Origin of the sequence: Pseudonocardia sp. T1-2H (assembly GCF_038039215.1) — a bacterium.
Lineage (GTDB): Bacteria > Actinomycetota > Actinomycetes > Mycobacteriales > Pseudonocardiaceae > Pseudonocardia.
Genome location: NZ_JBBPCL010000001.1, coordinates 2,387,249 through 2,408,425 on the forward strand (window position 1 = coordinate 2,387,249; position 21,177 = coordinate 2,408,425).

The 21,177-nt window shown below is 75.3% G+C and carries 16 protein-coding genes, 2 pseudogenes and 1 riboswitch; of the genes and pseudogenes, 10 read left to right on the forward strand and 8 right to left on the reverse strand.

Annotation, left to right across the window (positions count from 1 at the left end):
• The first annotated feature begins 48 nt into the window (after positions 1-48).
• On the forward strand, positions 49-1,350 hold the full coding sequence (locus WBK50_RS11895) for a formimidoylglutamate deiminase (RefSeq protein ID WP_445942350.1): 1,302 nt from the start codon (positions 49-51) through the stop codon (positions 1,348-1,350).
• Entirely contained in the window at positions 1,347-2,480 is a 1,134-nt protein-coding gene (gene hutI, locus WBK50_RS11900) for an imidazolonepropionase (protein ID WP_341335660.1), read from the forward strand. The genes WBK50_RS11895 and hutI overlap by 4 nt, the downstream gene beginning before the upstream one ends.
• A 1-nt stretch (position 2,481) precedes the next feature.
• Here the strand turns inward: hutI and WBK50_RS11905 are convergent, their stop codons facing one another.
• Positions 2,482-3,852 carry an aminotransferase class V-fold PLP-dependent enzyme gene (locus tag WBK50_RS11905; RefSeq protein ID WP_341335661.1) on the reverse strand — a complete coding sequence of 457 codons (1,371 nt, stop codon included), beginning with the start codon at positions 3,850-3,852 and terminating at the stop codon, positions 2,482-2,484.
• Positions 3,853-3,898: 46 nt separating this feature from the next.
• Positions 3,899-4,014: riboswitch (SAM riboswitch) on the reverse strand.
• Positions 4,015-4,103: 89 nt separating this feature from the next.
• Here WBK50_RS11905 and WBK50_RS11910 point away from each other — a divergent pair.
• The 4 genes and pseudogenes from WBK50_RS11910 to WBK50_RS11925 all read left to right on the forward strand — a co-directional run.
• Positions 4,104-4,322, forward strand: a pseudogene (locus WBK50_RS11910) (VOC family protein); the annotation flags it as partial.
• A 56-nt stretch (positions 4,323-4,378) separates the two neighbouring features.
• Positions 4,379-4,483, forward strand: a complete 105-nt coding sequence (locus WBK50_RS11915; protein WP_341339592.1) for a VOC family protein — start codon at positions 4,379-4,381, stop codon at positions 4,481-4,483.
• A gap of 140 nt (positions 4,484-4,623) precedes the next feature.
• Entirely contained in the window at positions 4,624-6,021 is a 1,398-nt protein-coding gene (locus WBK50_RS11920; protein WP_341335662.1) for an alkaline phosphatase PhoX, read from the forward strand.
• Positions 6,022-6,207: 186 nt separating this feature from the next.
• A complete protein-coding gene (locus tag WBK50_RS11925) occupies positions 6,208-10,839 on the forward strand; it encodes an HAD-IC family P-type ATPase (RefSeq protein WP_341335663.1) in 4,632 nt (1,543 codons plus the stop codon).
• A gap of 85 nt (positions 10,840-10,924) precedes the next feature.
• Here WBK50_RS11925 and WBK50_RS11930 read toward each other — a convergent pair whose 3' ends face one another.
• The gene (locus tag WBK50_RS11930; protein ID WP_341335664.1) at positions 10,925-11,962 is read right to left on the reverse strand and encodes a CDP-alcohol phosphatidyltransferase family protein; all 1,038 of its coding nucleotides are present in this window, start codon (positions 11,960-11,962) and stop codon (positions 10,925-10,927) included.
• A 183-nt stretch (positions 11,963-12,145) separates the two neighbouring features.
• Here WBK50_RS11930 and WBK50_RS11935 point away from each other — a divergent pair, with 183 nt between their 5' ends.
• Positions 12,146-12,997: a methyltransferase domain-containing protein gene (locus WBK50_RS11935; protein WP_445942351.1), complete on the forward strand. Its 852-nt coding sequence runs from the start codon at positions 12,146-12,148 to the stop codon at positions 12,995-12,997.
• A gap of 17 nt (positions 12,998-13,014) precedes the next feature.
• Here the strand turns inward: WBK50_RS11935 and WBK50_RS11940 are convergent, their stop codons facing one another.
• Entirely contained in the window at positions 13,015-13,707 is a 693-nt protein-coding gene (locus WBK50_RS11940) for a creatininase family protein (RefSeq protein ID WP_341335665.1), read from the reverse strand.
• Between the two features lie 50 nt (positions 13,708-13,757).
• Between WBK50_RS11940 and WBK50_RS11945 the strand changes: the two genes are divergently transcribed.
• Entirely contained in the window at positions 13,758-14,384 is a 627-nt protein-coding gene (locus WBK50_RS11945; RefSeq protein ID WP_341335666.1) for a GTP cyclohydrolase II, read from the forward strand.
• A gap of 26 nt (positions 14,385-14,410) precedes the next feature.
• Positions 14,411-16,132, forward strand: coding sequence for a sulfatase (locus tag WBK50_RS11950; protein WP_341335667.1), 1,722 nt, complete (start codon positions 14,411-14,413; stop codon positions 16,130-16,132).
• A gap of 139 nt (positions 16,133-16,271) precedes the next feature.
• On the opposite strand, the gene WBK50_RS11955 is transcribed toward WBK50_RS11950, so the two are convergent.
• Complete coding sequence (locus WBK50_RS11955; RefSeq protein WP_341335668.1) at positions 16,272-16,541, reverse strand: hypothetical protein; 270 nt, start codon at positions 16,539-16,541, stop codon at positions 16,272-16,274.
• 338 nt (positions 16,542-16,879) lie between these two features.
• On the opposite strand from WBK50_RS11955, the pseudogene WBK50_RS11960 reads away from it, so the two are divergent.
• Positions 16,880-17,775, forward strand: a pseudogene (locus WBK50_RS11960) (acyl-CoA desaturase).
• A 286-nt stretch (positions 17,776-18,061) separates the two neighbouring features.
• Here the strand turns inward: WBK50_RS11960 and WBK50_RS11965 are convergent.
• The 4 genes from WBK50_RS11965 to WBK50_RS11980 form a co-directional block, all read right to left on the reverse strand.
• Positions 18,062-18,493 carry a PPOX class F420-dependent oxidoreductase gene (locus WBK50_RS11965; RefSeq protein ID WP_341335669.1) on the reverse strand — a complete coding sequence of 144 codons (432 nt, stop codon included), beginning with the start codon at positions 18,491-18,493 and terminating at the stop codon, positions 18,062-18,064.
• An 88-nt stretch (positions 18,494-18,581) separates the two neighbouring features.
• The gene (locus WBK50_RS11970; protein WP_341335670.1) at positions 18,582-19,772 is read right to left on the reverse strand and encodes a polysaccharide pyruvyl transferase family protein; all 1,191 of its coding nucleotides are present in this window, start codon (positions 19,770-19,772) and stop codon (positions 18,582-18,584) included.
• Between the two features lie 76 nt (positions 19,773-19,848).
• Positions 19,849-20,646, reverse strand: a complete 798-nt coding sequence (locus WBK50_RS11975) for an SDR family NAD(P)-dependent oxidoreductase (RefSeq protein WP_341335671.1) — start codon at positions 20,644-20,646, stop codon at positions 19,849-19,851.
• Between the two features lie 20 nt (positions 20,647-20,666).
• Positions 20,667-21,170 carry a mycothiol transferase gene (locus tag WBK50_RS11980; RefSeq protein WP_341335672.1) on the reverse strand — a complete coding sequence of 168 codons (504 nt, stop codon included), beginning with the start codon at positions 21,168-21,170 and terminating at the stop codon, positions 20,667-20,669.
• Positions 21,171-21,177: the final 7 nt, after the last annotated feature.

The window sequence follows — 21,177 nt, forward strand, 5'->3', positions numbered from 1 at the left end:
CGGCGCGACAACCCCGATCCCGGGCTCCCGACATCGCGTCGTGGCTCCCTGACGCGGTTCTGGGGCCGGCACGCGCAGCTGCCCGGCGGGACGACGCGAGACGTGCTGGTGTCGGTGGCGGACGGCGTGATCGTCTCGGTCGAGGCCGGGGTTCCGGCCGGGAGCGCCTTCGTGCTGCCCGGGGTGCTGCTGCCCGGCTTCGTCAACGCCCACAGCCACGCCTTCCACCGGGCGCTGCGCGGGCGGACGCACGACCGCGGCGGGACGTTCTGGACCTGGCGGGAACGGATGTACGCGGTCGCGCAGCGCCTCGACCCGGACTCCTACCTGGCGCTGGCCCGCGCCGTCTACGCCGAGATGGCGCTCGCGGGCGTCACGTCGGTGGGGGAGTTCCACTACCTGCATCACGGCCCCGGCGGGGTGCCGTACGCGGACCCGAACGCGATGGCCGAGGCGCTGCGGCAGGCCGCCGCCGACGCCGGGATCCGGCTGGTGCTGCTCGACGCCTGCTACCTCGCGGGCGGGTTCGGCGCCGGCCTCGACCCGGTCCAGCGCCGCTTCTCCGACGGCAGTGCGGAGGCGTGGGCAGCCCGGGTCGCGGCGCTGCGGAGGAGCGACGGCATGCGGGTCGGTGCCGCCGTGCACTCCGTCCGGGCCGTCCCGCGGGACCAGCTGCCGGTCGTCGCGAAGGCCGCCGCGGGCCTTCCGCTGCACGTCCACCTCTCCGAACAGGCGGGCGAGAACGAGGCCTGCCTGGCCGCGCACGGCCTGACCCCGACGGTGCTGCTCGCGGAGTCCGGCGTCCTCGGCGAGCGGACCACCGCCGTCCACGCCACCCACCTGACCGGCGACGACGTCGCGCTGCTCGGCCGCACCCGCACCGCCGCCTGCTTCTGCCCCACGACCGAACGCGACCTCGCCGACGGCCTCGGCCCGGCCCGTGAGCTCGCCGACGCCGGGGTCCGGCTGTCCCTGGGCAGCGACCAGCACGCCGTGATCGACCTCCTCGAGGAGGCGCGGGCCCTGGAGATGCACGAGCGGCTCCGGAGCGGGGAACGCGGCCGGTTCACCTCCGCCGAGCTGCTCGACGCCTTGACCGGGCACGACGTGCTCGGCGAGCGGAGCACGCGGATCGAGGCGGGGGCGCCCGCCGATCTCGTCGCCGTCCGCACGGACACGGTCCGGACGGCGGGCGCGGACCCGGCCCAGATCGTCCTCGCCGCCACCGCCGCGGACGTCGACACCGTGATCGTGGGCGGGGTCCTGGTCGTCCGGGGCGGCCGGCACCGGCTCGGCGACGTCGCCGCGCTGCTCCGGACCGCGATCGAGCCGCTGTGGAGGGACGAATGACCACCCTCGTCACCGGCATCGGCGAGCTCACCACGCAGGACCCGGAGCGCGGGCCCCTGCAGGACGCCGCCCTGGTGGTCGACGGGGACCTGATCGCCTGGGTCGGCCCCGCCGCCTCCGCCCCGGCCGCCGACGAGCGGATCGACGTCGAGGGGCGCGCGGTCGTGCCCGGCTTCGTCGACTCCCACTCCCACCTGGCCTTCGCCGGGGACCGCGCGGACGAGTTCGCGGCCCGGATGGCGGGGGAGCGCTACGACGGCGGCGGGATCGCCCGGACCGTCGACGCCACCCGCGCCGCCTCCGACGACGCGCTGCGCGCCCTGCTCGCCCGCCGAATGGCGGAGCTGCGCGCGCAGGGCACCACCACCGTCGAGATCAAGAGCGGCTACGGCCTGACGGTCGACGACGAGCTCCGCACGCTCCGGCTCGCCGCCGAGGTCACCCCCGAGACGACCTTCCTCGGCGCCCACGTCGTCCCGCCCGGGACCGATGTGGACTCCTACGTCGCGCTGGTGACGGGCGAGATGCTCGACGCCTGCGCCCCGCACGCCCGCTGGATCGACGTGTTCTGCGAACCGGCCAGCCCGCACGCCTTCGACGGTGAGGCGGCCCGGACCGTCCTGGAGGCCGGCCGGGCCGCCGGGCTCGGGCTGCGGGTGCACGGCAACCAGCTCGGGCCCGGGCCCGGCGTGCGGCTCGCGGTCGAGCTGGGGGCGGCCAGCGTCGACCACTGCACCCACCTGACCGGCGACGACGTCGACGCGCTGGCCGGCGGCGACACCGTCGCGACGCTGCTGCCGGGCGTCGAGTTCTCCACGCGGTCGCCCTACCCGGACGCGCGCAGGCTGCTCGACGCCGGCGTCACCGTCGTCCTCGCCACGGACTGCAACCCCGGGACGTGTTCCTCGTCGTCGATGCCGTTCATGATCGCCCTCGCCGTCCGGGAGATGGGCATGACGCCCGCCGAGGCGCTGTGGGCCGCGACGGCGGGCGGGGCGCGGGCGCTGCGGCGCACGGACATCGGGGTCGTCGCGCCGGGGAACCGCGCGGATCTCGCGGTCCTCGACGCGCCGACGCACCTGCACCTGGCCTACCGGCCGGGGGTCCCGATCGCCCGGTCGCTGTTCTGACTCACTCGCCGCACCCGGCGCCCCGCCCGACGGGACCGTCGCCGAGGCCGAGCGGGTCGTGGTCCCGCGGGTCCGACGTGGGCTGCCACCGGCCGTCGACGATCGAGTAGCCGACGCCGGGGCCGTCCGTGACGAGCGCCCGCAGGGCCGTGAGCAGGCGCTCGACGTGCTCGGCGGTGGTGCCGAGGCCGAGGCTGGCCCGCACCGCGTCGCTCCCGCCGGCGATCCGGGCGAGCAGCGGGTGGGCGCAGAACTTGCCGTCGCGCACCCCGATCCCGTGCTCGGCGGACAGGTACGCGGCGACGAGGCCGGCCGGGACGCCGTCGACGGTGAAGCTCGCGACCGCGACCCGGTCCGGGGCGTCGGACCAGATCGTCAGCGGGGTGACGCCGGGGATCGCGGCGAGGCCGTCGGTCAGCGTGGCGAGCAGCGCGCGCTCGTGGGCGACCGCGTCGTCCAGGATCGGGTCGAGCGCGCGGCAGGCGGCGGCGAGCGCGGCAGCACCCAGGACGTTCGGGGTTCCCGCCTCGTGCCGGTGCGGGGCAGGGGACCAGGCGACCTCGGCCGTGTCGCCCCCGGCGGTGACCTCGCGGACCGCGCCGCCGCCCGCGAGGTACGGGGCGGCGACGTCCAGCCAGTCCCGGCGGCCGACCAGCGCGCCGGCGCCGTAGGGGGCGTAGAGCTTGTGCCCGGACAGGACCAGGTAGTCCACGCCGGTGGCGGCGATGTCGACACGCCGGTGCGGGGCGAGCTGCGCGGCGTCCAGGACCACGCGGGTGCCGCCGGAGTGGGCGATCTCGACGATGCGCTCGACCGGCAGGATCTCCCCGGTCACGTTGGACGCGCCGGTGATCGCGAGGAGGGCGGTGGGCCGGGCGGCCAGCGCCTCGCGCAGCGCCTCGAGGGTGGCCTCGACGGTCGGCCCGGCGGTCAGCACGCGGTGTCCGCCGCTGCCGCGCCAGGCCAGCAGGGTCGCGTGATGCTCGACGTCCAGGGTGAGCACGGGGCCGGGGACGGCGCCGGCCAGCAGGTTCAGCGCGTCCGTGGTGTTGCGGGTGAAGACGACGACGTCGTCCTCGCGGGCGCCGACGAACTCGCCGATCGTGGTGCGGGCCCGCTCCAGGACCGCGGTGCAGACCTGCGAGGCGTACCCGGCACCGCGGTGCACGCTGGCGTAGTAGGGGAGCAGCTCGGCGACGTGGTCCGCGACGGCCGCCAATGCGGGGGCGCTGGCGGCGACGTCGAGGTTGGCGTAGGCGACGCTGCGCCCGTCGACGAGCGGGACCCGCAGGTCGCACCCCACGACCGGCGGGAGCGTCGCGCAGGTGCCGGCGGCGGGCTGCACGGGGCGGGTGGGCGTGACGACGGACATGGTGATCCTCCCGGGACCTTCACAGGACCCGGATCGCGAGGGATCGGGTCCGCGCTTGCCGGGCGCGGGTGTTCGCGCCGGCCTGGTCGTCACCCGGAGCACCCCACCGCGGAGGAGGGTTGCCGGCCAGCAAGCCGGGGCTTGACGCTGGCACTCGTGACCTGTGTCAGACCGTAGGGCGGTCCCGGCGCGGCGGTCAAGTCCGATGTGACCCGCTCGAAACTGTCGGCGCCCGGTCCTACGGTCCTCACATGACCGCGATCGGAAAGTTCACCCTGGCTGCGCTCGACTGTCCGGACGCCCTGGCGCTCGCGCGCTTCTACTCGGCGATCACCGGTTGGCCGGTCGCTTCGGAGGACACCGCCGCCGACGACGCCTGGGTCGAGCTCGATGCCGGCGACGGCGCGGTGACCATCGCGTTCCAGCAGGTCACGGACTATCGGCCGCCCGTGTGGCCCGGATCCGAGCATCCGCAGCAGGCGCACCTGGACTTCGAGGTGCCGGACCTGGACCGGGGGAGAAGCAGGTGCTCACAATCGGCGCGCGCAAGGCCGAGGTGCAGCCCGGGGAGACGTTCCAGGTGTTCCTGGACCCGGTGGGCCACCCGTTCTGCCTCGTGTCGATCCGCTGACGGAGGGCTCGCGCGCTTGATCCGTTCCGTTCCGCCGCCGTTCACCCTCGTGCCTCCTCCGTCCGTCACTGTGGCGGCCGGCCACCCCCCGGTCGGGTGATGCGCCCGCCCGGGACGTGCACGGAACGGAGACACACGAGATGACCCAGGAACTGTCGCGCCGGGGATTCCTGCAGCGCACCGCTGTCGCAGGGGCCGGCGTGATGCTGATCGGCGGGACCGAGATGCTGATGACGGCGCCGTCCGCGTCGGCCGCGCCGCGCGAGCCCGGCTACGGACCGCTCGTCGCGGACCCCGCCGGGCGCCTCGCGCTCCCCGCGGGCTTCGCCTACTCGATCGTCACCCATGCGGGTGTCACCAGGCTGGAGTCCGGCGAGCCGACGCCGCGCAACCACGACGGCACGGGCGCCTTCCGCCGTCGCGGCGGCGGCACGGTGCTGGTGAACAACCACGAGATCCGGGACCCGTTCGGCACCCACCTTCCCGTCCCGCACCTCGACGGCCTGACCTACGACCCGGGCGCGGCCGGCGGCTGCACCGTCGTCGAGACGAACCCGGACGGCACCCGCCGGACCGAGTACGTCGGCATCGCCGGCACCGCCACCAACTGCGCCGGCGGGCAGACCCCGTGGGACACGTGGCTGACCTGCGAGGAGATCGACGCGCTCGCCGGGACGGGCGGCTTCCAGAAGGACCACGGCTACGTCTTCGAGGTGGACCCGTACGACCGCGGGGCCAACCGGGACCCGCAGCCGATCAAGGCGCTCGGCCGGTTCGAGCACGAGGCCGCCGCCCTCGACCCCCGCCGCGGGGACATCTACCTCACCGAGGACGCCGCCAAGCCGAACGGCCTGCTCTACCGGTGGGCCCCGCCGCGCGGCTACCGCGGCCGGCACGGCGCGCTGCGCGGCCTCGGCCCGACGGACGGCGTGCTCGGCGCGATGAAGGCGGTCGACGGGGCCGGTAAGCATGTCCCGGACCTGTCGCTCGCGACGAAGGTCGGCACGACCTACGCGATCGAGTGGGTGCCGGTCCCGGACCGCGACGGCCGCGGCACCGCCACCCGCAAGCAGTTCGGTGACGGCGACATCACCCGCGCCCGGAAGCTGGAGGGCGCCTGGTGGGACGCGGACGGCGCCTGGATCGTCTCGAGCTTCGCCCGCGAGGAGAGCCCGGTTCAGCACGACGGCCAGGTCTGGTTCTACGACCCGGAGTGCGCCACGCTGACCCTGCGGCTGCTGTTCGGCCGCAACGCGAGCCCGGACGTCGACGGTGCGTTCGACGGCCCGGACAACGTCAGCATCTCGCCCTACGGCGGGGTCATCCTGGCCGAGGACGGCGAGGGCGTGCAGCACCTGGTCGGCGCGACGGAGAGCGGCGTGACCTTCCCGGTGGCCCGCAACGACTTCACCGACGACACCAAGAACGTCGAGTTCACCGGGCCGGTCTACTCGCCGGACCGGAAGGTGCTCTTCGCCAACATCCAGGAGCCCGGCTACATGTTCGCCGTCACCGGCCCGTGGCGGCACCAGAGGTGAGGAACTGATCCCGTTCCCCGGGCCGGCGTCGCCCCGGGGACGGGAGCTGCCGTCCTGCGGCGCATCCACCCCGGATCACCGGTCGCGCGGGCATGGATGCGCGGACGCCCGACCCGAGGCCGGGGGCGGCCGTGAGAGGTGTTCCGATCCCGGCGGACCGGGTACCCGCGGGGCACCAGGCCGAAGATGCTGTTCGAGGGGCCGTCGATGGCGCTGCTCCATCCGTCCGCGCTGGTCCGCCGAGCAGCGGACGGCGCGATCCACGTCGCCGCGGCCGGTGTCGGGCTCGCCGCGGGATCGGCGGTGTTCACGGCCGGGCTCGTGGCGGAGTCGACGCGGGTGGGCGCCCGCGCGGCGCGTGCCGCCGCCGGCACCACGGTCGCGGCGGCCGCGAAGTCCGCGGAGCTCGCCAAGGACGTCGGCCTCGGGAGCGTCCGGATCGCCGGGACCGTGGTCACGGGATCGGACCGGGTCACCGACCGCAGCGGGAGGCGGCTCGCCGACGTCGCCCGCGGAATGTTCGAGCCCCCGCAGGCGCGGCACAGCCGCCGCGTGTGGGCCGCCCCCGGCCGGACGCACGTCGAGCTCGCCGCCCCGACGCTGGAGGGCGGCCCGGAGGTCGAGCGGGCCCTGCGGCGGCACCTCGAGCGGCTCGAGGGCGTCGAGTGGGCGGCGGTCAACGACGTCGTCGGGCGTGTCCTCGTGGCCTTCGACGACAAGCGGATCACCGTCGAGGACCTGGTCGGCGTGGTGTCTGCGATCGAGCGGGCACGCGGCGGGCGCCAGGTCTTCCCGCACCACGACGAGCACCCCGCCGACCTGGAACCGCTGCTGGCCGCGATCGTGACGGCAGCCGTCGACACCGCGGCCATCGGGATGGCCTACGCCGGGAAGGCGCTGGCGGTGCCGGCCCTGACCCGGCACGCCACGCTCGTGCTCGCGCTGCTCGACTCGCAGCAGTGGGTCAAGCGGGGGCTGACCGACCGGATCGGGCCGATCGGCACGGACCTCGTGTTCACCGGGATGAGCGCGCTGCTGCACGCGCTGACGCAGAGTCCGACGATTCCCGCGCTCAACGCCGCGGCGGCCGTGCAGCGAGCGGTGGAGATGTACGCCCGGCGGGAGGTGTGGCGGCGGCGGGAGCAGGTGCTGTGCAGGCCGACGCCGCCGGACGCCTCCCCGGAGCCGATGCCGGCCCCGGGCGAGCGGCCGGTCCCCCTGCGACCCGGACCGATCGAGCACTACCGGTCCCGGCTGGGCCCGACGTCGCTCGCGGGTGCGGGGGCGCTGCTCGCACTGACCCGACAGCCGGCCCGGTCGGCGGACCTGCTCAAGGGCCTCACCCCCAAGGCCGCGGTCCAGGGCCGGGAGGCGTTCGCGGCCGTGCTGGACCTGCTGATGTGCCGGCGCGGGGTGCTGCCGATGGACGGCTCGGCCTACCGCCGGCTGGACCGCGTCGACGTCGTCGTGCTGGACAGCGACGCGCTGTGCACCGGCCCCCCGGTCGTGCTCCGGGCGGCCGCCGAGACCGGGGGACGGGACGAGGCCGCGCTCTGGACGGCGGCGACGAGGCTGGTCGGCGGGACCGGCGCGGAGGACGAGGGCCGCTGCGGTGAGACCGAGGGCCCGCGCCTCGGGCCCGCGGAGGAGTCGCCGGACGCGCCGGGCGGGTGGCTGCACGGGCTGTTCGAGGGCGCCGAACGGGTCGGTTCGGTCGTGGTCGCCGCCGAGCTCGATCCGCACGCCGAGGCCCTGCTCGTCGCCGCCGGTGAGGCCGGGCACCGCCTGGTCCTCACCGACCACGTCGGGACGCGGGAGATCGCCGGTGTCGCCGACGAGGTCGCGCCGGCCGGTGAGCCGCTGCTGGACACGGTGCGCCGGCTGCAGGGCCGCGGCGCGGGCGTCCTGGCGGTGTCCACCGTGGACGCTCCCGCGCTCGTGGCCGCCGACGTCGGCGTGGCCCCGGTGCGGGCCGGATCCGCTCCGGCGTGGGGCGCGGACCTCGTGACCGGCCGCGGCCTCGTCGACGCCTGCCGCATCGTCGCGGCGACGGCCCCGGCGCGCGCGGCGAGCCGGCAGTCGGTGAGCACGTCGCTGACCTGCAACGTGCTGGGGAGCCTGCTCGCCGCCGTCGGCGACCCGCGGCGCGGGCAGCGGAAGGCGACCACCCCGGGCAAGACGGCGACGGCACTGACGATGGCGGTCGGGACCTGGACCGCGCTGCGGACCGACGCCCGACCGGCGCCCGCACCGGCCGTGCACACGCCGTGGCACGCGCTGGAACCGGAGCAGGTCTGCCGGCGGCTGGCCGACCTCCCGCGGGAACCGGTCGCGCCGCGCGAGCCGTGGCCGGCGCCCGTGCGGCGGGCGAGCGCCTCGCCGGTCGTCCGCACCGCCGCCCGGTTCGCCCGCACCGTCGCCGCGGAGCTGTCCGATCCGCTCACCCCGGTGCTGGCCACCGGCGCGGCCGCCACGGCGATCCTCGGCGAGGCCACCGACGCGGTCCTGGTGGGCGGCGTGGTGGTCGGCAACGCGCTGCTCAGCGGCCTGCAGCGGCTGCGGGCGGAGACGGCGCTGGAGCACCTGCTGCTGGAGCAGGAGGTCGTCGCGCACCGCGAGACCGACGGCGGGCGCGAGGACGTGCCGGCCGGCGCCCTGCGCGTGGGCGACGTGCTGCTCGTGGAGCCCGCGGACGTCGTCCCCGTCGACGCCCGCCTGCTCGAGGCGCAGGACCTGGAGGTCGACGAGTCGAACCTGACGGGTGAGTCGCTGTCGGTGGCCAAGTCGGTCACGGCCACACCCGGTGCGGACCTCGCCGACCGCACCTGCATGCTCTTCGCCGGCACGACGGTGGTCGCCGGCAGGGGCCGGGCCGTGGTGGCGGCGGTCGGCGACGCGACCCAGGCGGGCCGGGCGGCGCGCGCGGCGGGCTCGGTGGCGCTGCCCGCGGGCGTGCAGGCCCGGCTCGGTGAGCTCACCCGGGCCGTGCTGCCGCTGACCCTCGCCGGCGGCGCCGCGGTGACCGCACTCGGCGTGCTGTGGAGGCGGCCGCTGCGGGAGGCTGTCGCGGCCGGCGTCGCGATCGCGGTCGCCGCCGTCCCGGAGGGACTGCCGCTGGTCGCGACGGTCGCGCAGCAGGCCGCGGCGCGCCGGTTGTCCCGGCGCGGTGCCGTCGTGCGCAGCGCCCGGGTGCTCGAGGCACTGGGCAGGGTCGACACCGTCTGCTTCGACAAGACCGGGACGCTGACCGAGAACCGGCTGCGGGTGACCCGGCTGGTACCCCTGGGCCCCGACGGGGGACCGGCGGAGGAGGAGCTGCTCCGCCTCGCCGCGGCCGGTGCCGGCAACAGGGACGACCGGGCGCACGAGACCGACCGGGCGGTCGCGGAGGCCGCCGCGGAGCGGGGCGTGCTCGCCGGGGACGAGCCGGACGCGGCCCTGTCCTTCACCGCCGGGCGCGGGTTCTCCGCGGCCCTGCGGGACGGCAGGCTGGTGGTCAAGGGCGCCCCGGAGGTGGTGCTGGGCCGCTGCACGGAGGTCGGGACGGCGCCGGAGCGGGTGGGGAAGCTCGCCGCCGAGGGACTGCGGGTACTGGCCGTCGCCGACCGCGAGGTCGGCGACGACCCCGGCGACCTCGACCCCGGCGACCTCGACCCCGGCGACCTCGACCCCGCCGCGCAGCGCCTCACCCTGCGCGGTCTGGTCGCCCTCACCGACACCGTGCGGCCGTCGAGCGTCGCCGCGGTGGAGCAGTTGCGGGCCGCGGGCGTGCGGGTGCTGGTCGCCACCGGGGACCATCCGGAGACGGCGGGTGCGATCGCGGCGCGGGCCGGCGTCCCCGACGCCGACCGCGTGGTGACCGGCGCGCAGTTCGCGCGGGCGTCGGATGCGGAGCGGACCCGGATGGTGCGCGAGGCGGCGGTGTTCGCCCGGCTCTCCCCGGAGCAGAAGGTGTCGCTGGTCGCGGCGCTGCGCAGGGGCGGGGCCACGCTCGCGATGACCGGCGACGGGGTGAACGACGCCGCGGCGATCCGGCTGGCCGACGTGGGGGTCGGCGTCGCCGGCGCGGAGTCGCCCGCGGCGCGCAGTTCCGCGGACCTGGTGCTCACCGACGTCGACCTGACCCGGCTGGTCGACGCGGTCGCCGAGGGACGGGCCATGTGGTCGCGGGTGCGCGACGCGGTGTCGGTGCTCGTCGGCGGCAACGCGGGCGAGGTGGCGTTCACCGTGCTGGGTGCCGCGCTCGGCGGGCGGGCTCCGCTCGGGACCCGGCAACTGCTGCTGGTCAACCTGCTCACCGACATGTTCCCGGCGCTCGCCGTCGCGGTGGCGGCACCCCGGCGCAACGGCGCCGGGGCCGGGATCTCGGGCGGCCCGCTGGCGGCTCACCCGCTGCGGGAGGTGCTGCTGGCCGGCCCGCACCGCGGCTTCACCCGCTCGGTCCGGCGGATGGTCCTCGTCCGCGGCGCCGCTACCGCGGTCGGCGCGACCGGCGCGTGGACGACGGGGCGCGCCACCGGTCCTTACGGCCGGGCCAGCACGATGGGCCTGGCCGCACTGATCGGCACCCAGCTCGGCCAGACCGCCTGGACCGGCCGGCGCAGCCCCCTGGTGCTGGTCACCGTCGCCGCCTCGGTGGCCGCGCTGGTGGCCGTGGTGCAGATTCCGGGGGTCAGCAGGTTCTTCGGCTGCACCCCGCTGGACCCGCTGTCCTGGCTCGTGGTGCTCGGCTGGGCGACGGCCGGCACGGTCGGGGCCGAGGTCGTTCCCAGGGTGGTGCAGCGCCGGCGGTCCGGCGCCGTGCCGCCTGGGCGGTAGCCCACGGCGGCCGGGATCGGAGGACCCGTAGGCAGCGTGGCGGGACGCCGAACGGGCCCTTCGAGACCACGATGCAGCCCTCGAGTCACCAGTGCTTCGTGGTCACCGCACTAGACGCGCTCGACCGCGACGGGATCCTGGGGAAGTCGCTCGGCGCCGTGCCGGGGGAGGTGTGGCCGATCCGCCCGGACGCCCATCTCGCCTCGGTGCCGTCGGCAGCATCGACCGGCCCCGCCGGGCAGAGGACGCGGGGCGCGGTCGGCGCGCTTGCGGCGGCCGAGCCGGCCGCGGCCGTCCGCACGGGCTGATTCGCAGGGCGGGTCCGGCTCCAGCGGCGGCCCTCGCGGACCGGGGCACAGCGCGACGGCACCGGCGTGCGCTCTGCGGCGGGGGCCTGCCGCTGCTGCGGCACCTCGACCTCCCGCACCGCGGCCCTGCGCAGCCGCAGCACGTCGCGGCCGAACGACCAGCACAGCAGGGCCAGCGCGGTCGCGACGAGCCCGACGCCGGCCGGCCGGCCGATCACCCCGGCGCCGACGACGACGAGCACGACGCCCTGCAACGCGGCGACGCACTTCCCGGCGTAGCTCGGGGGCAGCGGCCCGCGCAGCCACGGCAGCGCCCAGCCGGCGGCGACGAAGGCGTAGCGCATCGCGCCGATGGCGAGCGCCCACGGCCCGACGGCACCGGCGACGTGCGCGCTCAGCACGACGATGAGGAACGCGTCGACCTCCATGTCGAACCGGGCCCCCATCGCCGACGCGGTGCGGGTCCGCCGGGCGACCTGCCCGTCGACGGCGTCGAGGACCAGCGCCACCGTGGCGAGCACGACCAGGTTCGGGGTCGCGGTCGTCCCGGTGACCAGCCCGTCGGCGACCAGCGCCGTCACCCCGCCGGCGAGCAGCGCCCGGGCCAGCGTGACCACGTCCGCCGGGCCGAGCGACGGTCTGTCCGCGTGCCGCATGGCGGCGGCCAGCAGCCCGAGCAGGGCGGCGGTGTAGACCACCCCGGCCAGCAGGCCGACCGGCCCGAGGCCGGACACGGCCGCGAGCCCGGCCAGGAGGAGGAGCTGCAGGCCTGCGGCGGCGCCCTGCGCGAGACCGGCCGGAAGGGTCGTGCGCATCGTGTCTGGATGTCCCACATCCCTGTGCACGGAGGAACGGTCCCGGCGGTTCACCGGAATTCGACACTGAACCGTCCGGGCTCCCGGTACGTGTGGGTCTGTCGAGGAACACGTCGCCCACCGGGAGGTGTCTTGCCCCGCACCACAGCGCACGATCGAGTGCCGCCGAGCTGGAACGCCCGGCTGAGCACGGCCGGCTCGCCGGTGTGCGCGCCGGACTGGCTCGCGCTGCGCGAGCCCGCCGACGCCGCGGCGAGGGCGTCCGTGCTCGTCGAGCAGCTGAACGGCCATCTCCGGGCCGTCCACCCCGCGGGTACGGCCCTGGTCGTGCGCGACCTCGGCTGCGGCACGGGCTCGATGGCGCGCTGGCTCGCCGGCAGGCTGCCGGGCAGCACCTCCCAACACTGGGTCCTGCACGACCGCGACCCGGTGCTGCTCGACCGCGCCGCCGCGAGCCTGCCTGCCGGTGTCACCGGGGAGACCTGCCCGGGCGACCTCACCGACCTCGACGCCGGGCGCCTCGCCGGGACCTCGCTGGTGACCTGCTCGGCGCTGCTCGACCTGCTGACCGGCGACGAGGTGGAGGACATCGCCGAGGCCGTCACCACGGCCGGGTGCCCCGCACTGCTGACGCTCTCCGTCACCGGGAGCGTGTCGGTCACCCCTGCCGACCCCCTCGACGACGCGTTCGCCGCCGCCTTCGACGCCCACCAGCGACGCACCGCGGACGGCCGCCGGCTGCTCGGGCCCGACGCCGCCGTCGCGGCCGCCGCGGCGTTCGAGCGCCGCGGAGCGCGGGTGACGACGGCGCCGAGCGACTGGCGGCTCGGCCCCGCCGAGGCCGAGCTGGCGCAGGAGTGGCTGCGCGGGTGGATCGAGGCGGCCTGCGTGCAGCGTCCCGAGCTACGGGCGGCGGCGGGTGAGTGTCTCCGGCGCAGGCTCACGGCAGCCGAGGCGGGTGAGCTGCGGGTCGTCGTCCGGCACCGGGACCTGCTCGCCCTGCCTGCCGGGGACCCGCGCGGCGGCCGGTCGTGAGCCGCCGTCGGGTCCGATCAGAGGTAGTCGGCGAACGACGAGACCAGGCTCGCGAGGACGTCACGGCCCTTCCGGGCCGAGGCCAGCGACGGCCGGCCCACCACGCCCGTGTCCGTGTACGCCTGCAGGCCGCGGCTCAGCATGTGGCGACGGTCGCAGGCGAGCACGTCGAGGCCCTCCAGCGGAGCCGTGACGAGGTGCGGGTGCGCGTGCAGCAGGATCGAGGTCTCCAGTTCGCCCGCGTGCATGTCACTGAGACCGGACGTGACCAGGCCGGCCGCGGCGCGGGCCGCGTCCCAGTCGGGCTCGCCGGGGAACAGCGCCATCCGCAGTGGTCCGAGGCTCGCCTCCTGCACCACGTTGCCGAGCACGTAGTTGCCGCCGTGGCCGTTGACGAGGACCAGCGACGTCACGCCCGCGCGGTGCAGCGAGGCGCCGACGTCGCGCACGATCGCGGCGAGTGTGGTGGCCGAGATGCTCACCGTGCCGGGCCAGGCCGCGTGTTCGTGGGAGCACGAGATCGTGACCGGCGGGAGCCGGCGGACCGGGTGGACGGCGGCGATCTCGGCCGCCAGGGTGGCAGCGACGACCGTGTCCGTCGTGAGCGGTAGATGCGGTCCGTGTTGTTCGAGGCTGCCGATCGGGAGCAGCGCCACGGATGCGGAACGCATCCGCTCGTCGAGCGTGGTGTCGGCCGGCAGCAGATCCATCACGGCGGACCTTCGCACGGATCCCGGACGAGGACCAGAGGGGGAAGCACATGCCGAACGAGGCACTGACCGACGTCGCCGAGTCGACACTGGCGACCCGGCGCGGGACGTTCCGTGCCGTCGCGTTCCGGGAGCGGAGCGGCGGACCCGAGCATCTCGCGCTCGTCCACGGCGATCCACGGCCCGGCCAGGACGTACTCGTGCGGGTGCACTCCGAGTGCCTGACCGGCGACGTCTTCGACGCGCTGCGGTGCGACTGCGGGGCGCAGCTGTCCTCGGCGCTCGACGCCATCGTCGCGGAGGGCACCGGGGTGCTCGTGTACCTGCGCGGGCACGAGGGCCGGGGGATCGGCCTGGTCGCGAAGGTTCGCACGCACGTGCTGCAGGACGAGCAGGGGCTCGACACGGTCGACTCCGCGACGGCGCTCGGCCTCCCGGTGGACGTCCGCGACTTCGGGGCGGCCGCGCGGGTGCTCCAGCATCTCGGCGTCACCTCGGTCCGGCTGCTGTCCAACAACGCGGACAAGGTGGACGCCCTCACGGGGCACGGCGTCGCGGTCGCCGCACGCGTGCCGTTGCTGGAACCGGTCACCGAGCAGAACGTCCGGTACCTCACCGCGAAGCGCGACCGCCTCGGCCACGACCTGCCGCACCTCGATCCGGCCCGCCGGCCGTGACCGGCCCGCACGAAAGGAAACCCTCGGTGTCGATCTCCGACCGCTCCGTGGCGGCGCACGCCCGGGAACCGGAGGACCTCCCCGGGTCCGCCGCCGGCCCGGCCGCGGGCGAGGAGCCGGGCCCGGGCCGCCGGAGACGGGCACACCAGGTCCTCTCGTGGGTGGTCACGGTCCTGGGCGCGCTGCTGGTGTTCGCCGCCCTCGTCGCCCCGCAGCTCCTCTCGCAGCTCACGCCCGCCGCCTTCGTGCGCATCCCGATCGAGGGGCTCCTCGGCGCCGCACTCCTGCTCGTCCTGCCACCCCGGCCGCGACGGGTGGCGGCGGCGGTCGGCGGCGCGGCGCTGGGCCTGCTGACCATCCTGAAGATCCTCGACATGGGCTTCCTCGAGGTGCTGTCCCGCCCGTTCGACCCGGTGCTGGACTGGGTCCTCCTCGACGACGCCGTGTCGTTCCTGACGGACTCGGTCGGCCGGGCCGGGGCGATCGGCGCCGTCGTCGGCGTCGTGCTGCTCGTCCTCGCCGTGGTCGTCCTGATGACCCTGGCGGTCGTACGCCTCGGCACGCTCCTGGGGCGGCGCAGGGCACTCTCGGCCCGGGCCGTCGCGGTGCTGGCGGTCGCCTGGCTCGGCTGCGCGCTGTCCGGCGCGCAGCTCGTCCCGCCCGTGCCGCTCGCCGCGCGGAGCACGGCGTCGCTCGCCTACCAGCAGGCCAGCGGGATCCCTGCCGGCGTGCAGGACAAGGCGATGTTCGCGAAGGAGTCCTCTGTCGACGCCTTCCGCGACACCCCCGACGGCGCGCGGCTGTCCGCGCTGAGCGGCAAGGACGTGATCTTCACCTTCGTCGAGAGCTACGGACGCAGCGCCGTCGAGGACCCGCGCTACGCACCTCAGGTCGGCGCGGTGCTCGATGCGGGGACACGCGACCTGGAGGCGGCCGGGTTCGCCTCCCGGAGCGCCTACCTCACCTCGCCGATCGCCGGTGGCGGCAGCTGGCTGGCCCACGCCACGTTCTCGTCGGGTCTGTGGATCGACAACCAGCAGCGCGACCGCAGCCTCGTCTCGAGCGACCGGCTGACCCTCACCAGCGCCTTCGAGCGGGCGAACTGGCACACCGTCGCGGTCATGCCCGGCACCAAGGGGGCCTGGCCGGAGGCCGGATTCTACGGCCTCGACAAGCTCTACGAGGCCGACGACATGGGGTACCGCGGCCTGAACTTCTCGTGGTCCCCGATGCCCGACCAGTTCGCCCTGTCGACCTTTCAGCGCACCGAGTACGGCAGGCCCGACCGCGGCCCGCTGATGGCGGAGGTGGTCCTCACGTCGAGCCATACGCCGTGGACGCCCGTGCCCCGGTTCCGGGACTGGGACGACCTCGGCGACGGCACCGGCTACGACGCGGCGGTCAGGGCGACCGATGCGCCGCCCGTCGTGTGGCAGGACCCGGACCGGGTCCGGGCCGGCTACCGGGACTCCGTCGAGTACTCCCTGAAGAGCCTGATCTCGTGGGTCCAGAAGTACGGCAAGGACAACCTGGTGCTCGTCTTCCTCGGCGACCACCAGCCCGCCCCGATCATCACCGGCGACGGGGCGAGCCGGGACGTGCCGGTCACGATCGTCGCGAAGGATCCGGCCGTCCTGGACCGGATCGCCGGGTGGGGCTGGCAGGACGGGCTGAAACCCGGTCCGCAGGCGCCGGTGTGGCGGATGGACGCGTTCCGGGACCGGTTCCTGAGCGCCTTCGGGCAGTAGGCCTCCCGGCCCGGGCGCTCATCGCGGCCGCCGCGCCGAGCGGATGGCGCTGCGGAAGACCTGCGGGCGCGCGGCCTGCGGGGCCGGTCCCGTGCGCCCCCGCCCGCGGGGCCCGAGGCGGCGGATCGGGCCGGGGTCGTCAGCCGGTCCGGCGGCGCCGGCAGGGGAGCCGCGGGACGTCGTCGACGGCGCGCGGGTCCCAGGCGAGCCTGCGCCAGAAGGCGAGGAACGCGGCCACCGGGTCCGGGTCCGACGGCGAGACCAGTCCCGCCCGCACGTCCTCGATCAACCGGTCGTCGGCCAGGACCGCCTGCTCCTCGCCCGTCCGCCCCTGCGCCCGCGCGCCCTGCCGGATCGGCACCACGTCCGCCGATCCGCTCGGGTCCGGCTCCGGCCGGGGCTCCACCATGCGCACACCTGATCATCGTGGCGGCGACGCATTCCGTTCCGAAGTGGCCAGGTGACGTGCCGCACGACCGGTTGACCCGAGCTCACCGACGGTGGCCGGGACCGGGCTCGGAAGAACGTCGCGAGCAAGCCGTGTTCACCACGTCGTTCCGGGGTATGCAGCGGCAGGACTGTGGCGCGCGGTGAGGACCGCCTACGCTCGGTACCGACCGGTTCCCGCACGCCGCCGGACCGCAGACACGATCATCGAGGTGACCATTGTCCGTCGAGGCCGCCGGCCCCGCCCCCGCCAGTCCCGCCGACGACCGCCCGGTCGACCGACCCACCGGCCCGAAACCGATGCTCGGCACGACCCGTAGCCGCTGGCAGCAGGGGCTGGTGTGGTTGTTCGTGGTCGGACCCGGGATCGCCCTGCTCGCCACCGTCCCCTTCGTGTGGGGCTGGGGGATCGGCTGGTGGGACATCGCCGTCGCGGCGGTGTTCTACGTGGTCGGCATCCTCGGCGTGACCGTCGGGTACCACCGGCACTTCACCCACGGGTCGTTCAAGGCCAAGCCCTGGCTGCGGGTCGCGCTGGCGATCAGCGGGTCGCTGGCGATCCAGGGGTCGGTGATGGCCTGGGTCGCCGACCACCGCCGGCACCACGCCTTCTCGGACAAGGAGGGAGACCCGCACTCGCCGTGGCGCTACGGCACGTCGGCGTGGGCGGTCGGCAAGGGCTTCGTCTGGGCGCACATCGGCTGGCTGTTCGAGCGGCGGAAGACGAACTGGGAGCGCTTCATCCCGGATCTGATCGCGGACCGCGCCGTCAGCCGGGTGAGCAGGCTCTTCGGCGTGTGGGTCCTGGTCAGCCTCGCGCTCCCCGCGATCCTCGGTGGACTGCTCAGCTGGTCCTGGGGGGTGTGCTGACCGGGTTCTTCTGGGGCGGGCTGGTCCGGATGGGGCTGTGCCACCACGTGACGTGGTCCATCAACTCGATCTGCCACATGGTCGGCCGCCGGCAGTTCCGCTCCCGGGACCGCTCCCGCAACTTCTGGCCGCTCGCGGTGCTGTCCATGGGGGAGTCCTGGCACAACCTGCACCACGCGGACCCCACCTGCGCCCGGCACGGCGTCCTGCCCGGCCAGATCGACATCTCGGCCCGGGTGATCTGGTTCTTCGAGCGGTTCGGCTGGGCGAGCGAGGTGCGCTGGCCGACCACCCGCCGCCTGGCCCGCATGCGCACGGAATCCTGATCGCCACCTCGCCCGACGGTGAGGTAGGGGAGGCGACGTTCGAGGACCTGGAGTCCGCGCTCGCGCACCGCCGGGCACCCATGATCCGCCTCGCTACATTCGCGGGTGAGCTATGACACAATGTCCCACGGACGGGTTGACTCTCGCCGTGGCGGGTAGACCAGACACCTGGGCGAGGACCAACCTGAACTTGCCGCCGGTCGCTGGGGAGCGGACGGGCGGTTGCGGGCCGGGGCCGTGGTCTCGGGGGCCATGGCCCCGGCCACCTCTCGTCGGGGAGGGGGCGTCAGGTGAGACCCCTGCCCTGGTCGATGTACGTCTGCCGTTCCGGTGTGATCCAGAGGATGATCCGCTCGGACTTGATGTTCTCCGGCGGGTACGGCCGGCCCGTGTACTTCTGCGACAGCTCGTCGACGTGCGCGCGGGCCTCGGGCCCCGTGGTCGTGTCCGTCACCCGGCCCCGGACCTCGGCGTAGCGGTAGGGGTCGTTCTCGTCTCGGATCAGCACGGTGATGCGCGGGTCCCGCTGCACGTTGCGGGCCTTCGCCCGGTGGGTCTCGGTGTTCAGCACGATCTTCCCGTTCGCGACGTGCACCCAGATCGTCTGTGTCTGGATCCGGCCGCTCGGGAACACCGTCGAGACGGCGGCGAAGTTCGTTCCGGTCGCGAGTTCCTCGGTCTCGGGGAGCAGCTCGGGTCCGTCGGCGGTCCTGGGCATCAGCGGTCACCTTCCGGTCGGGGCGCGGACACCTCGGACGATTCCCCTCACCGGCCCGGGCGAAAACTCCCCGCAGGTGGGACCGGGCTCAGCCGGGATAGATCCGGGCGGCCACCGCGGCCTTGCGCCGTGTGTGACCGGCCAGCGCCTCCGGGTCGAACCCGCCGCCGTCCGGCGGTTTCGGCACGTCCGTGAGGTCCTCGACGAGCTGCCAGTGCGACCCGAGCTCGACCAGTGACCCGTGCTTGGTCGTGTAGTAGTCCGGCTTGAGGCTCACCGCAACGCCGCTCGCCCCGGCCGCCGCCGCGACCAGGTGCACGTGGAAGCGGGTGGAGAGCCAGGTCTGGTGCGGCGCCACCGGCATGCCGGAGCGCCACACCTCGCTGAACGGGAAGAACCGGGCCCCCGGCAGCGCGTGCTCGATCAGCCCGAACACCGCGCGGTCCTGCCCGGGGATGCCCTCGACGATGCCGACGTCCGCGGGCTCGGCGTTCCATGCCCGCAGCGTCGCGAGGGTGAACGCGGCGAGGTCACCGCCGTCGTGCTCGGTCATGTCGGACTGCAGGCAGAGCATGTACCGGGGCAGGTCCGCGGTGTGCTCGACGTGCGGGAACGCGCCCGCGCCGAGGAACGCGTCGTCGACGCCCTGCGCCTGCGGCATCCGCAGCGCCTCGGCGGACGCCGCGTCCCGGACGTCCACGACGTCGAACCGGTCGACGAGCGCGCGCAGCAGGGAGGCCTCCGCCTCGTCGACGGGGGTGAAGCCCTGGCCGGTGAGCACCGCCCGTCCGCCCGAGCGTCGTGTCGCGGCCGCGGCGGCGCCGAGCAGTCCGATGTGGTGCGGCCAGATGCCGTTGACGTAACCGCCGCCGATCACGTGCACGACGTCCGCCGAGGCCATCAGCTCGATCCCGTTCACCCAGCGGTAGGCGAGGCCGGGGTTCTCCAGCGCGCTCTGCACCCAGGCGGCCTTCCCCCACGGACCGCCGGGCGGCGCCTCCGCACACAGCCGCCACGCGGTGTCCGTGAAGCGGGCCCTCGGGTGCAGCCCGTCCAGCAGCACGGCGGCCGAGCCCGGGACCGGGCAGTCCAGCCAGACGTCCGCCTCCGGGGCGATCCGCGCGAGGTGCCGGAGCCAGATCGACGCGATCAGCTCGTCGCCGTAGTTGGGGTGACCGGCCGTGCCCAGGAGGTAGTACAGCGGGCGGCGGGCCGGGCGCCGCCGGGTCCGGGGGTATCCGGCCGGGGTGATGCGTCGCGCCGGGGGAGCGGAGGTCATCCGGCCGAGTATGCCCGCCGCCGTTCGCCCGTCAACCGCGGAACCGAACGGACGAGTCCCCGGGCATGCGGCCGGGTCAGTAGTGGATGACGTCCGGCGTCCCACCGCCGGCCCCGATCGACTCGCCGTTGATCCCGACGCTGCGCGGCGACGCCAGGAACACCACGACATCCGCGACCTCCTTGGCGGTGATCAACCGGCCCACGGTGGTGGTCGCCGCGAACTGCGCCTCGGCCTCGGCAGCGGAGACGCCCTCGGCCTCCGCCCGGCTCGCGATCATCCCGGGCGTGCGCTCGGTGACGGTGAAGCCCGGATGCACGACGGTGACGTTGACGCCCTGCGGCCCGAGCTCCTGCGCGAGCGCGGCGCCCATGGCGGCCACCGCGACGTTGCGCATCGCCCCGACGAGCTGCGAGGACTTCCGCGCGTTGAGCCCGCTGACGTGCACGATCCGGCCCCAGCCCTGCCCCGTCATGTGCGGGGCGACGGCGCGGGCGCAGCGGAGGTAGCCGAGCACCTTGGTCTCGATCTGCTCGCGGACCGCGTCGTCCGTGGTCCCGGCGAGGTCGGCACTCGCGGCCGCGCTCGCCGGTGCGGCGGCGGCGTTGACCAGGATGTCCACGCCACCGAGCTCGGCGACCGCGGCGTCGACCATCGCGCGGACGGACGCGTCGTCCGTGGTGTCCGCGACCAGCGGGAGCACCCGGCCGCCGCGGGCACGGAGCTTCTCCGCCGCCGCCTCCAGGGAGTCCTTGTTGCGGGACACGACCACGACGTCGGCGCCCTCGGCGGCGAGGGTGTCCGCGACGGCGAAGCCGATGCCCCGGCTCCCGCCGGTGACGATCGCCCGCTTGCCGCTCAGCTGTAGATCCATGCGTGCACTCTCGCACCCTCCTAGCCGGGGAGGAGGCCGCGGACGAGCTCGGCCTGGCCGAGGTGCTTGGTGTCGTCGTCGATCACGCTGACCAGGCGGACGCCCAGGGTGACCGGCGGGTCCCAGCGCTCGTCGACGACGCGGTCCAGGTCGTCGTCGACGAGGCCGCCGACCAGGGAGAGGGTCCGCTCGGCGACGACGGCGTGGTAGCCGGCGAGGAGCTGCCCGCTCGCGCGGACCGCGGCGACCTCGGCCGGGCCGTGCCCGTAGCCGGTGTCCTCGACGGGCAGGTCGAGGCCGAAGCGCTCGGCCCAGCCCTCCGACGTCCAGATCTGGTTCCCGCCGAACGCGTCCGCGACGTGGTGGTCCTGCACCCGGGTGAGGTGCCAGACGAGCCACGCGATGGAGTTCGCCTCGCCGTCGACGCGCAGGCCGAGCTGAGTCTCGTCGAGACCCTCGAGCACAGCGGGTATCCCCGCGGCGACACGGCCGAAGGAATCGGTCAGCAGGTCGGCCACGTTCACGTCGGAC

Coding starts and splice junctions, on each gene's coding strand:
- hutI (WP_341335660.1), top strand. CDS start 1,347: ATGACCACCCTCGTCACCGGCATCGGCGAGCTCACCACGCAGGACCCG.
- WBK50_RS11905 (WP_341335661.1), bottom strand. CDS start 3,852: ATGTCCGTCGTCACGCCCACCCGCCCCGTGCAGCCCGCCGCCGGCACC.
- WBK50_RS11920 (WP_341335662.1), top strand. CDS start 4,624: ATGACCCAGGAACTGTCGCGCCGGGGATTCCTGCAGCGCACCGCTGTC.
- WBK50_RS11925 (WP_341335663.1), top strand. CDS start 6,208: ATGCTGTTCGAGGGGCCGTCGATGGCGCTGCTCCATCCGTCCGCGCTG.
- WBK50_RS11930 (WP_341335664.1), bottom strand. CDS start 11,962: ATGCGCACGACCCTTCCGGCCGGTCTCGCGCAGGGCGCCGCCGCAGGC.
- WBK50_RS11940 (WP_341335665.1), bottom strand. CDS start 13,707: ATGGATCTGCTGCCGGCCGACACCACGCTCGACGAGCGGATGCGTTCC.
- WBK50_RS11945 (WP_341335666.1), top strand. CDS start 13,758: ATGCCGAACGAGGCACTGACCGACGTCGCCGAGTCGACACTGGCGACC.
- WBK50_RS11955 (WP_341335668.1), bottom strand. CDS start 16,541: ATGGTGGAGCCCCGGCCGGAGCCGGACCCGAGCGGATCGGCGGACGTG.
- WBK50_RS11965 (WP_341335669.1), bottom strand. CDS start 18,493: ATGCCCAGGACCGCCGACGGACCCGAGCTGCTCCCCGAGACCGAGGAA.
- WBK50_RS11970 (WP_341335670.1), bottom strand. CDS start 19,772: ATGACCTCCGCTCCCCCGGCGCGACGCATCACCCCGGCCGGATACCCC.
- WBK50_RS11975 (WP_341335671.1), bottom strand. CDS start 20,646: ATGGATCTACAGCTGAGCGGCAAGCGGGCGATCGTCACCGGCGGGAGC.